This window comes from Xenorhabdus thuongxuanensis (assembly GCF_001908095.1).
Classification (GTDB): domain Bacteria; phylum Pseudomonadota; class Gammaproteobacteria; order Enterobacterales; family Enterobacteriaceae; genus Xenorhabdus; species Xenorhabdus thuongxuanensis.
Window position 1 is genome coordinate 191,137 of the sequence record NZ_MKGR01000001.1, and the last position, 12,808, is coordinate 203,944.

The window sequence follows — 12,808 nt, forward strand, 5'->3', positions numbered from 1 at the left end:
AAGATCAGTTAACAAGTCACGATGGATCACATAGACACGGATATAAATTTTCAGGAATTAGCAATAAATTGTGCCCGCAATGCCTGAACCTGGTCACGAATATTGGCTGCTTGTTCAAATTCAAGATCCCGTGCATGTTGGTACATTTTCTCTTCCAGTTCACGGATTTTTTTCTCCAGATCTTTCGCCGACAGATTGCGGTAATCATCTGTCCCCAAGGTAATTTTATTTTTTCCTTTGGCCTTCCCTTTGCCATTAACCGGCTGACCAATTTTCAGGATATCACCAATTTTTTTCTTCAAACCTTGCGGTACGATGCCGTGCTCTTGGTTAAATGCCTGCTGTTTGGCGCGACGGCGTTCTGTTTCTTCAATAGCCCTTGCCATCGAATCCGTAATTTTGTCACCATATAAAATGGCTTTACCATGCAGGTTACGTGCTGCACGACCAATGGTCTGGATCAGGGAGCGTTCTGAACGAAGAAAACCCTCTTTATCTGCGTCCAAAATTGCCACAAGAGAAACTTCTGGCATATCCAAACCTTCGCGCAGTAAGTTAATGCCAACCAAAACATCAAATTCACCGAGACGAAGATCACGGATAATTTCCACTCGCTCTACGGTATCAATGTCAGAATGGAGATAACGCACTCGCTCGCCATGCTCTTCCAAATACTCAGTCAAGTCTTCCGCCATGCGTTTGGTTAAGGTTGTAACCAACACTCGTTCATTGTTTGCCGCACGGATACGAATTTCAGATAGCAGATCATCTACCTGAGTTGCCACTGGTCGAACTTCAACTTCAGGGTCAATTAGCCCCGTTGGACGCACAACTTGCTCAACAACTTCGTGACCAGATTTTTCTAATTCATAATTGCCGGGAGTGGCTGAAACATAAATGCTCTGCGGTGCCAGAGCCTCAAATTCCTCAAACCGCAACGGACGGTTATCCAGCGCTGACGGCAAACGGAAGCCATATTCCACCAATGTTTCCTTGCGGGAGCGATCCCCTCGGTACATTCCACCAATCTGTGGGATAGTAACGTGGGATTCATCCACCACCAGCAAACCATCTGCCGGCAGGTAGTCAAACAGAGTTGGGGGTGGTTCACCGGCAGAACGTCCAGACAGATAACGGGAGTAGTTTTCAATACCAGAGCAGTAACCCAATTCATTCATCATTTCGAGATCGAATTGGGTTCTCTGGGTGACACGCTGTTCTTCCAATAGCTTGTCTGACGCCAACAAAATCTTGCGTCGTTGTTCCAGCTCAATCTTGATCTCCTCCATTGCCTGAAGGATGCGTTCACGTGGTGTAACATAGTGGGTCTTGGGATAGATGGTATAACGTGGCACATGGTACTCTATCTGTCCCGTTAGCGGATCAAACAGGGAAAGGCGTTCGACTTCATCATCAAACAATTCTACGCGCAAAGCGCGTTCATCCGATTCTGCGGGGAAAATATCGATGACTTCACCACGCACCCGAAATGTTCCGCGCTGGAATGCCTGATCATTACGGGTATATTGTAGTTCCGCTAAACGACGCAAGATGGAACGCTGGTCAATTAACATACCCTCAGTTAAATGAAGCATCATTTTCAAATAGCTATCAGGATCACCTAAACCGTAAATCGCGGAGACAGAAGCCACCACGACGACATCACGGCGTTCCAGCAAAGCTTTCGTTGCGGACAGTCGCATCTGTTCGATATGTTCATTCACTGAAGCATCTTTTTCAATAAAGGTATCGGAACTGGGCACATAGGCTTCTGGTTGGTAATAATCGTAATAGGAAACAAAATATTCCACGGCATTCTCAGGGAAAAATGCTTTCATTTCACTATAGAGCTGTGCCGCCAGTGTTTTATTGGGAGCAAGGATCATAGTGGGTCGATTTAAGTTTGCGATAACATTGGCAATCGTGAAAGTTTTCCCTGATCCCGTTACTCCCAGAAGTGTTTGATGGGCCAGTCCATCTTCCAGCCCTTCCTGTAACTGGCTAATGGCTGATGGCTGATCGCCTGCCGGCTTAAAATCAGAGTGTAACTTGAATACCTTACTCGTTTCTTTGCTCATTTTCCCCACGCCATCCATACACTGACAAAATTCTTTTTATCATACTGGATAAAAAACCAGCTTCAAGTAAGTTGGCAAAATAATGTTATTGCTCGGATGTTATTAATCTTATTGTTTTAACCTTTCATTAACATTAAAGGTGGCTATTTTTATCCCCAGATAATGATCTTACTTTTTTCTATTTTTGTATTAATGACTGAAATGATAAGGCACTGAATAGCAAAGAGATGCAAAAAGGATTTGATTTTATTTAATATATTGATTTTAATTGCAAAAAAATCCAAGTAGAGAATAACAGCAAATCTGGCTCAAGCCGCGTATTACCTTGCACGAGGATACTTTTCTAAAACTAATGCACAAGGTTATCCACAGGAATAGTGGATAACTCAGCAAAACCTATTAAGCATGGGCGGTTGCAGAGTTATCCCCACTGATAAATTTTTTCAATAGTGGAATATTTTTATGCTGCTTTGGGATTGATTCACGCTAATTTGTTGATCAAAAATGGCTCAATCGTTGTTGAAATAAAACATCTTCTACGTCAGAACATCGATTAAAGAACAGCCCTAAGCATCAATTGTAACTAACCCAAAGTAAACAATTAGTTAACCAGAGAATCGATAGTAATATATTTTCCTATGTTATTTTTATCATCTGATCCACTCAGATAAGGAATGATTCCCAGTAAAGGTGCGGGGATCATGCGCTCCAGTGTCTCCAGATAGGCAGCCTGACGTTTGCCGGCTGGTTCAATTTCATTGGCAACCCAGCCTGCTAACTTTAACCCAGCATGTTGAATTGCCTTTACGGTTAATACAGCATGGTTGATACAGCCCAATTTGACACCAACTGTCAAAATTACCGGTAAATTCTCCTGAATCACCCAATCGGCAAAAGTCGTATTTTCCGATAATGGCGTATACCATCCTCCTGCGCCCTCAACCAAAATCCAGTCAGATTTTTTTACCAGTACCGCCAAACCTTCCGATAAAACGGAAAAATCTATTGGTTGATTAAGTTCCGCACTTACAATGTGTGGCGATGTCGGTTCCATAAATACCAGAGGATTCACTTCCTGATAAGTTAGTGACACCGTACTATTACGCTGTAAGGCCAGTGCATCACCATTACGAATTCCTTCTGATGTCACTTCACTTCCTGATGCCACAGGTTTATAACCGGCAGTCAAATATCCCTTCTTATTAGCAGCTTGCAGCAGGGCACAACTCACCACTGTTTTACCTACTTCAGTATCAGTTCCTGTAAGAAAATATTTACTTGTCACAATAAATGACTCCAAAAACAATTTGATAGCTTAATGGGTAATCCCCATTGTTTCGCGGGTATGCTTCTGCAAGGGCATTTAGACGTTTTCTCGTCATCAATCCCTGCTGGCGGCCATGATGAAGGTGTGTTGCACCAATCCCTTTTAGAGAATTCAGTAAGGGCAACAGTTGTGGATAGCGCTGGTAATATTTCCGATCAATAACTTTATGTCGATACGGTTGACATGCCTGGATAATTATTTGCAATGGCAGAAATTGATTAATATGCCGATAATCATCCACGAGCGACCACGCAGTTGCTAATTCATTTAGTGAACTCTGTGCAAGCGTGGAAAACACAATCAGTCCACCAGGACGGGTAACACGATAAAATTCGCGCAACGCGCATGGCAAATCATTGCACCATTGTACCGCCAGGTTGCTGAAACAAATGTCAACGCTGTTATCCGCTAACCCCAAATGTTCAATATCCCCTTGCAAATAATAATCAGCAACTTGCTGCCCTTTTGCATGACGCAACATACCGGAAGCCAGATCCAGTGCGATAACTTGTTTACCCTGCTGTTTCCAACGAGCACTAAAAAAACCAGTTCCGCACCCCGCATCTAATATCCGCATACCGGTATCTTCCGCTTGTGCCAACCCCATCAAATACTCACCGGTTTGCTGTTGCAACTTAGCCACAGTGTCATATTTAGCAGCCGCACGGCCAAAAGCACCGGCAATCGCTTGCTTGTCAACGGATTTAACAACCAGATCCATGCAACGCCTCCAGTAATGCATCAATGTCGTGTCGGGTATGGTTTGCTGTCAATGTAATACGCAATCGCGCACTGTCAGGGGGGACAGTAGGTGGAAGTATCGCTTTAACCCACACTTTTTTTTGTTTAAGCACATGAGACAGTGCAGTACAACGCTCATTGTCACCAACGATCAACGGCTGAATGGCCGTTTCTGAATTCATTAATACAAAAGACAGATGCTGTGCTTCGCGACGAAAATAACGGATGTTGTTTTGCAACCGCTGACGCAATTCATCCCCAGCTCTGATTTGTCGTACTGCTTCGGAAAGAGCCACAGCCTGCGCAGGTGGCATTGAGGTGCTGTAAATCAGATGCCTGGCATATTGGAGCAGGTATTCTGCGGTTTGTTCATCGCATAGAATTGCAGCTCCACTCAATCCAAATGCCTTGCCAAAGGTGACAATCAGAATCTCCGGTTTAACATTTTGCATCCAGCAACTGCCGCGCCCTTCATCACCGTGAATGCCGATACCGTGGGCATCATCCACCATAAACCAACTTGCCGTAGATTTCGCTTGCTGTGCAATAGCACCAAGTGGTGCATAATCTCCATCCATGCTAAAAACACCTTCCGTGACCACCAGAGTTTTACCGAGACACCCTTTTGCCAAATGTTGCCGCAAAGATCCCATATCATTGTGCAGAAAACGCCGAAGTTGTGCAGGAGAGTGCTTTGCTGCTTCGAGTAACGACGCATGGCTCAGGCGATCAGCGATAATGCGATCTTCCCTTTCCATCAAGGCCGTAATCACCCCCTGATTAGCGGCATAACCGGAAATGAAAAGTAAAGCGCAAGGGTATCCCAACCATTCAGCCAATTGCTGTTCCAGAATATGGTGTGCGGCAGTGTAACCCGTAACATGTCCTGAACCGCCACTACCCACACCATATTGTTGGGCACCTTGTTGCCAGGCAGTAATAATCTGGGGATGTTGGCTCAGCCCAAGATAATCGTTACTGGAAAAATTAAGATATTGGCCGTCCGAAGTGGATAATAAACGTCCATCATAACCATGATGGACTTGCCTATTACGCCATAGCGGGGTGCCCCGACGTTCGGCCAAACGTCGGGAGAGAAAGTCTGACCAATTCATCATATTGCCGCATTATAGAATTGTTCGTTATCAGCATTATGAATAATAGCTTCCGTCAAGTTCTGCTGTTGTTGATTGTCACCAAATGCCGTCTTTGTCTGTTGAGGATTGATACCCAAACGGCGGAACAGTTGCAGATCTTTATCTTCATCCGGGTTTGGTGTGGTCAACAATTTACAGCCGTAGAAAATAGAGTTAGCCCCTGCCATAAAGCACAGTGCCTGGGTTTGTTCATTCATCTGTTCACGTCCCGCGGATAAACGGACGTGAGATTTTGGCATCATGATCCGTGCCACAGCAATGGTACGAATAAAATCAAAAGGATCGACATCTTCATTGTCTTCCAGTGGTGTTCCTTTGACTTTTACCAGCATATTGATCGGTACACTTTCCGGCGGCTTAGGTAAGTTTGCCAATTGCACTAATAATGCTGCCCGATCACGAATTTGCTCACCCAAACCAACGATACCACCAGAGCAAACTTTAATACCTGCATTTCGGACATTGCCTAAAGTGTCCAGTCTGTCTTGATAACTACGAGTGGTGATGATATTGCCGTAAAATTCTGGCGAGGTGTCCAGATTATGGTTGTAATAGTCCAGACCTGCCTCTGCCAAACGCTGTGCCTGGGATTGGTTCAGCATTCCCAACGTCATGCAGGTTTCCATTCCTAATGCCTTGACTTCCCTGACCATTTTTTCCAAATGCGGCATGTCACGTTCATGCGGGTTTTTCCAGGCCGCCCCCATGCAGAAACGGGTTGAGCCCGCATTTTTCGCTTTGTGCGCTGATTCAATGACTTTTTCCACTTCCATCAACCGCTCTTTTTCCAAGCCAGTTTTGTAACGGGAACTTTGTGGACAATATTTACAGTCTTCTGGGCAAGCTCCCGTCTTTATCGAAAGCAGTGTACTGACCTGTACTTGTTGTGGGTCAAAATGTTCGCGGTGTACCTGTTGTGCCTGAAATAATAATTCAAAAAAAGGTTTATCAAACAACGCCTGTGTTTGTCTAATTGTCCATTGTTGACGCTCGCTCACAATAACATCTCCGATGTAAAAAATGTTGTCAGTTTAAATAACACCGTTATCATGTCAACCAAAATGAACTAGAAAAGGTTTACATCAAAGTTATTATGACTCCTTCAGATATTGAATTTGACCAGCGCCATATTTGGCATCCGTATACCTCAATGACGAATCCACTTCCCACTTATCCTGTAGTTTCAACCACAGGTGTAGAGCTGGTTTTATCAGATGGACGTACATTGATTGATGGTATGTCTTCATGGTGGGCGGCTATCCACGGTTATAATCATCCTGCCCTCAATGAGGCCGCAAAATCACAAATCGATAAGATGTCCCATGTTATGTTTGGCGGCATAACCCACCCCCCTGCAGTTGAACTGTGCAAACAATTGGTGGCAATGACACCTGATTCTTTGGAGTGTGTTTTTTTGGCGGATTCGGGCTCTGTTGCCGTAGAAGTTGCCCTGAAAATGGCATTGCAATATTGGCAAGCCAAAGGGAAAAGACGCCATCGTTTCCTGACCCTGCGTCATGGTTATCATGGTGATACTTTTGGAGCCATGTCTGTCTGCGATCCAGACAACTCCATGCATAATTTGTACAAAGGCTATCTCCCCAATCATCTGTTTGCCGATGCTCCGCAATGCCAATTTGATGATGAATGGCAAGCAGAAGATATTGATTCTTTTAAACGATTATTGTTGCAATATCATGATGAAATAGCCGCTGTGGTTTTAGAACCTATTGTTCAGGGTGCTGGCGGAATGCGGATTTATCATCCTGAATATCTACGCCAGGTTCGTCAGCTTTGTAATGAATATCAGATATTGTTAATTGCAGATGAGATTGCGACCGGATTTGGACGGACTGGCAGGCTATTCGCCTGTGAACATGCGCAGATCGAACCCGATATATTGTGCTTAGGCAAGGCATTGACGGGGGGATATATGACATTGTCCGCAACACTGACTACCCGACACGTTGCTGAAACTATCAGCCAAGGTGAAGCGGGCTGTTTTATGCATGGTCCAACTTTTATGGGAAACCCTCTGGCTTGTGCTGTCGCCAGTGCCAGTCTGAAATTGTTCACTGATAGCCCGTGGCAACAGCGTATTCAATCAATTGAAACTCAATTAAAAGCAGAACTATTTCCCCTCAAGTCACACAGTTTAGTCAAAGATGTTCGGGTGTTAGGCGCGATAGGTGTGGTTGAAATGAAACAGCCCGTCAATGTCGCTTCATTGCAACGCCATTTTGTTCAAAATGGCGTATGGATCAGGCCATTTGGTCGGTTAATTTACCTGATGCCACCTTATATTATCCAAACAGAACAGCTAGCAAGACTGACAAATACCATTGCGGGTACAATAAATTAAAGAATAAGATAGTGTTCATTTGTGCGAAATGCTGTCCGATGTATCAGTTGTAATCTGGGTACATTTCCAGTAAGGAGGAGTGCCAAATTTCTCTAAAAAAAAGTCGATAACAACTCGGGTGTTCAAAGACGGATACTTACTCCCCGGATAAAGCATATATATTGATTGATCGGGTACTCCTATTGAAGCCTCAAAATCCATCGTAATCTCCGTTAATCTTTTTTGCTTTATTAATGTTCCTATCCGCCAATCAGGGAACAGAATAATTCCCGCACCATCTTCAGCCGCGCGGATTAGTATTTCAGCGTTATCTGAAACTATCCGGGGTTCAGGTGTTATCTGTATTCTTTCCTCTCCACGCATAAATAACCAGCGTTGTATACCCATAACACCTTTGTAGACCAGAAGATGATGTTTACTCAAATCCTCCGGTGTTGTCGGTGTTCCATACTTTTCTACATATTCCGGACTGGCAACTAGATGGCAAGTTTGATTGGAGATGAATCGGCCATGAAGACCTGAATCTTTCATGGGAGATATTCTCAGCAGTAAATCTGTAGTATCAGCCAACGGATCAATGAAATTATTTGTCAAATTCAGTTCAAGGACCAAGGCTGGATAACGGTTGCTGAGTTCACTAATCCATGGTGCAATATGACACAATCCAAAGGACACGGGGGCATTAAATCGAAAGCGTCCACCGGGGATCTGTCTTCTTTCACCTATCAGAGCCTGTGTGTCATCTAACTGCTGGAGGATATTTCTGAAAGCATCTGCATAAATTATTCCTTCATCCGTCGCAACCACAGCACGCGTATTGCGGTAAAGCAATTGCGTTTCGAGAGTGTACTCCAGTAACCGTATTGTGCGCGAAATAGAAGAAGGAGAAACACCTTCCCGTCTGGCTACCTCTGAGAAATTACCTTCGCTAAGAACAGCGAGAAATATTTGCATCGCACGAGCATTTATTTGGGTCAGATCTTTCATTGTGCAAAATTCGCAAAAGTGTTTGCAGAATTATATGGTTTTTTTGAACACTTAACATATCTAAGATATGGTTTTTAAAATCAGTGAATATCATGAGACTAGTAAATAGTCTCTTCATCATTATTGGTTCTACCACAGTGATGAAGATTTAATCCTGAATATTATCGGCCAACTGAACCCACTCAGTTCAACGCATTAGCATTAACAGTATCTAAGGTAGCTTTTCAGTCGAGTTTAAGTAATTGTCTAAAATTCTGTGAATTCCAGCACTGATTTTTAAATTACCTAGTAACGAGAGAGGAATTAAATGAGTACAAGAACATTGGCATTCGATGAAGCAGTTCGTAACCGATTTTCTTCTCGGGCGTTTTTACCAACCCCTTTGACAGAAGAGCAAATACGTCAAGTTCTGACAGATGCCCAACATTCTCCATCTAATTGTAATACCCAACCATGGCATGTACATATTGCATCTGGTAAAACAAAAGACACACTTGAACAGGCCATGATCCGAAATGATCAGACAGATCTTGTTACACCTGATTTCACCTTTAACTACGCTGATTTTTATGGGGACTATTTTGACCGAAGCCAGGAACAGGCTCGAATCTATTATGAAGCTCTAGGTGTGTCACGTGAGGACAAAGCTAAACGGCACGAAGTGTATTTACGAAACTTTAGGTTTTTCGGCGCACCGCACGTAGCCTTTCTGTTCATGCCTTCATTTGGTGATAACGTTCGTGTTGCATCAGACATAGGTATGTATGCTCAGACATTCCTTTTGTCACTCACAGCCAGAGGTTACGCCGGAATCCCACAGACGCTGCTAGGTTTTCATGCTGATACGGTAAGGAAAATACTCAATGTGTCAGGGCAGTACCGTCTGCTGTTCGGTATTTCGTTTGGGTATGCTGACCCAAATGCTCTCACTCATCACGTCCGTATGGAACGCATCCCTGTTGACGAAAGCGTGATCCTTCACAACTGATGACGATAACAAGTAGGTAAAGGATTACCTATTGATTATACGCTGATTTATCAAAACATGATTAACTGCCCAATGATTGTAACTCCATTAGTGACACAACCTTACCCTTCATCCGAGAAGACCTGTATATTCTTCTAAACTCTCAGAAGGAAATTCATAAAAGAAGATGGAGAGAAAGTAGGAGATAATCGGTCGAAGATTTATTTAAAGACGCATTTTATATAGACTTGTTGCAAATGGTATTCATGGATGCGTGGTTATCGGCTCAGATACGGTGGTATCCCAAAGAGGGCCGATTTTATACAGAGGCAACAGGGATTTTATTTGTTGCCAGAATTTATCAAAAATATGCCATTGTTCTATAGATTTCTTATTTAGCATATTAAATGTATTTCCAAACGTCAATCACTGACAAATATTAATGACCAAAACAGAGGCTATTACATCACCTAAAAATAAATTATTTGATATATTCATGATGAAAACACGCTTATTTAAACAAAGAGGAAAATATCATGAATACAGAAAATTTAATCACATCTTCCAATAATGAAATACAAGATGTCTTTGAACTATCTAAGAACAAGTATGAACAAGAAATTTTACATTATGAAAATCTGGCAAAAGAAAAGCCTGAATTAGCCCATTTGTTTGCAGAAACTGTCAAACCAGATTCATTAACCAGCCCTGCTCTACAACAAACAGAATTTATCAGTGGGCATTTTAACATTAACACATATCATCAATATGGCAGTTATCCCTTTATCCAGATATCTTCTTACCCTGCCATCATTGGACATCAACCAAATATAGGTAAAAAAACCAATTTCAATGGCTATATTCAGGGAGGATATAATACACCACTACTTAATTTTAATAATATTCATCTTGGCGGCGTCGTAAAATATCCTTATTCCATTATCAACACTCCATTAAATATTCAACTTTATATTTACCCAAGAAATATTATATTACGTCTTTTAAAAGGAAATGTTTATTTGGGAGATTTATATTCTGTACAACAGAATCACATATTAATCACATATCCTATTGTTTTATCTGGTATCGGAACTTTTAATTTGATCCAACATCAATAAATTGCATTAATTTTTTATCTTAAGTGGCAAAGGCGTATTCTCCAGTCACATAGGTTGCTATGTGACTGGAAATCTAAGTTTACCGTGACAATACCGTAACCCACATCGGGCCTTTGCCAACCGGATAGCGCGCCAGTTGAGTTAATTCCCCCGAATATTTGTCAATACGCGATACTGAAATATGATCCGATTTCTGCCCTGATGCAATCAGGAAATGACCACTGTGATCAATAGCAAAACCACGAGGTTGGGTCTCTGTCGGATAATGTCCGGCTAATGTCAGGTGATAACCATCTTCTGAAACGCGGAAATGGCTGATCAGGCTCTCTGAACGTTCACTGGTATAAAGGTGCCGACCATCCGGTGTCATGTGAATATCAGCCGACCAACGAACGTTGGAAAAATCTGCTGGCAACGAATCAATTGATTGCACAATACGATATTTTTCCCATTGACGCAGAACATCAACGGTTGAATCCAATTCATTAATGCAATAGATGGCCTGTTTTTCCGGATGGAATGCCATATGACGTGGGCCTGCACCTGCTGCTGTCGTAATTTCATCTGTCCGGCTTTCTGTCAGATAACCCTGCTCATCCAAATTGAAAATACGAATATGATCTTCTTTCAAACAGGGAACCAGCAGTTGACGATTTTCCCGATCAATATTGGCAGAGTGCGGCGCTTGCAGACCTTCTACAATTTGGCTTGGTGCTTTAACGATCCCATTTTCATCAATAGGATGAACGCTTAAGTTATTAAAGCTGTAAGAAGCAGAAAATAAAAAATGCCCTGCTCTGTCAGTGGATATATGAGTTGGGCTACCCGGCAAGGGGGCAATGGCCTGCTGTTCAAGACATCCATCTGCTCCAATGGCATAAGTTACTATACTAAATTGCGGACGAATTCCTACATATAAGTGTTTACCGTCAGGGTTGACAACCATTGGCTGTACTTCACCTGGCACAGTTACGGTCTGGAGAAGCGCAAGTTCCCCTGCCACATTCAGCGACCATACGTCAATTTGTCGGCTATTTGGGCTGGCTGTATAAACCACCTGTTTCATGTTCTCTCCTTAATACTTCATTGCCATTTTATTGATCTGCAAAGACTCTTAAAAAATTCTAACTGCTAAACTGCCCAGATGACGGTTTAACTATATTCAACTGACGTATAATATTTTGTTTATATCATAGACAACCCAGAGGCCAACCCATGTCATATCGCGTTATCGCGCTGGATCTCGATGGAACACTGCTCGATCCACAAAAACGTATTCTGCCAGAATCACTGGCAGCCCTAAATGAAGCCCGTCAGTCAGGTATCAAAGTTTTGATTGTCACCGGACGCCATCATGTCGCTATCCATCCTTTCTATCAAGCATTGCAACTCGATACGCCTGCTATCTGCTGCAATGGGGCTTATTCATATGATTATCATGCAAAGAAAGTATTAGCTTCTAATCCGCTCTCCGCTCAAGAAGCCTCTCAAGCACTTTCCTATCTGCAAGGCACAGAAATTCAGCATCTGATGTATGTTGATGATGCCATTTTATATCAATTTCCTCACACTGTAGTCCGAACCCTTGCATGGTCCGATTCTCTGCCTGAACACCAACGCCCTAATATCCAGAAAACAGAGAATTTTCACGATGCAATCCACACTGTAAATTCGATTTGGAAGCTAGCTACCAGCTCATCCGATTTAGTGAAACTGCGTGAGATTAGTGACCAAATTGAAGAAAATGTTGGCCTTGAGTGTGAATGGTCATGGTTTGATCAGGTAGATATCGCCAAGAAAGGTAATAGCAAAGGCATGCGGTTACAGCAATGGGTGGAATCGCAAGGCATGAGTATGAAAAATGTGATTGCTTTTGGTGATAATTATAACGATCTTAGTATGCTGGAAAACGTTGGACTGGGCGTCGCTATGGGTAATGGCGTTGATGCCGTTAAAGAACGAGCAGATATTGTCACACAGGATAATACTCAACCCGGCATTGCTGAAGTTCTGAGAAAATACGTACTGTAATTCAATTCAACGGGAGCAAATCAGTCCACTGCCCTGCTCC

11 protein-coding genes are annotated in these 12,808 nt (G+C 42.8%); 4 read left to right on the top strand and 7 right to left on the bottom strand.

Features of this window, described 5'->3' with window-relative positions:
• Positions 1 to 50 precede the first annotated feature (50 nt).
• From uvrB to bioB, 5 genes are all read right to left on the bottom strand, one after another.
• A complete protein-coding gene (uvrB, locus tag Xentx_RS00855; protein WP_074018381.1) occupies positions 51 to 2,078 on the bottom strand; it encodes an excinuclease ABC subunit UvrB in 2,028 nt (675 codons plus the stop codon).
• Between the two features lie 601 nt (positions 2,079 to 2,679).
• Complete coding sequence (gene bioD, locus Xentx_RS00860; RefSeq protein WP_074018382.1) at positions 2,680 to 3,363, bottom strand: dethiobiotin synthase; 684 nt, start codon at positions 3,361 to 3,363, stop codon at positions 2,680 to 2,682.
• Positions 3,353 to 4,126 (bottom strand): malonyl-ACP O-methyltransferase BioC, encoded by a 774-nt coding sequence (bioC, locus tag Xentx_RS00865; RefSeq protein ID WP_074018383.1) that lies wholly within the window; start codon positions 4,124 to 4,126, stop codon positions 3,353 to 3,355. Before bioC ends, bioD begins: the two co-directional genes overlap by 11 nt.
• Positions 4,110 to 5,261, bottom strand: coding sequence for an 8-amino-7-oxononanoate synthase (bioF, locus tag Xentx_RS00870; protein ID WP_074018502.1), 1,152 nt, complete (start codon positions 5,259 to 5,261; stop codon positions 4,110 to 4,112). The genes bioC and bioF overlap by 17 nt, the downstream gene beginning before the upstream one ends.
• The gene (gene bioB / locus Xentx_RS00875) at positions 5,261 to 6,301 is read right to left on the bottom strand and encodes a biotin synthase BioB (protein WP_074018384.1); all 1,041 of its coding nucleotides are present in this window, start codon (positions 6,299 to 6,301) and stop codon (positions 5,261 to 5,263) included. Before bioB ends, bioF begins: the two co-directional genes overlap by 1 nt.
• 95 nt (positions 6,302 to 6,396) lie before the next feature.
• Here bioB and bioA point away from each other — a divergent pair, with 95 nt between their 5' ends.
• The gene (gene bioA / locus Xentx_RS00880; protein ID WP_074018385.1) at positions 6,397 to 7,665 is read left to right on the top strand and encodes an adenosylmethionine--8-amino-7-oxononanoate transaminase; all 1,269 of its coding nucleotides are present in this window, start codon (positions 6,397 to 6,399) and stop codon (positions 7,663 to 7,665) included.
• A gap of 15 nt (positions 7,666 to 7,680) precedes the next feature.
• Here the strand turns inward: bioA and Xentx_RS00885 are convergent, their stop codons facing one another.
• A complete protein-coding gene (locus Xentx_RS00885) occupies positions 7,681 to 8,652 on the bottom strand; it encodes a LysR family transcriptional regulator (RefSeq protein ID WP_074018386.1) in 972 nt (323 codons plus the stop codon).
• A gap of 307 nt (positions 8,653 to 8,959) precedes the next feature.
• Between Xentx_RS00885 and Xentx_RS00890 the strand changes: the two genes are divergently transcribed.
• On the top strand, positions 8,960 to 9,640 hold the full coding sequence (locus tag Xentx_RS00890) for a nitroreductase (protein WP_074018387.1): 681 nt from the start codon (positions 8,960 to 8,962) through the stop codon (positions 9,638 to 9,640).
• Between the two features lie 515 nt (positions 9,641 to 10,155).
• Entirely contained in the window at positions 10,156 to 10,737 is a 582-nt protein-coding gene (locus Xentx_RS00895; protein WP_074018388.1) for a hypothetical protein, read from the top strand.
• A gap of 79 nt (positions 10,738 to 10,816) precedes the next feature.
• Here Xentx_RS00895 and pgl read toward each other — a convergent pair whose 3' ends face one another.
• Entirely contained in the window at positions 10,817 to 11,803 is a 987-nt protein-coding gene (gene pgl, locus Xentx_RS00900) for a 6-phosphogluconolactonase (protein ID WP_074018389.1), read from the bottom strand.
• 149 nt (positions 11,804 to 11,952) lie between these two features.
• Between pgl and Xentx_RS00905 the strand changes: the two genes are divergently transcribed.
• Complete coding sequence (locus Xentx_RS00905; RefSeq protein ID WP_074018390.1) at positions 11,953 to 12,768, top strand: pyridoxal phosphatase; 816 nt, start codon at positions 11,953 to 11,955, stop codon at positions 12,766 to 12,768.
• Positions 12,769 to 12,808 lie beyond the last annotated feature (40 nt).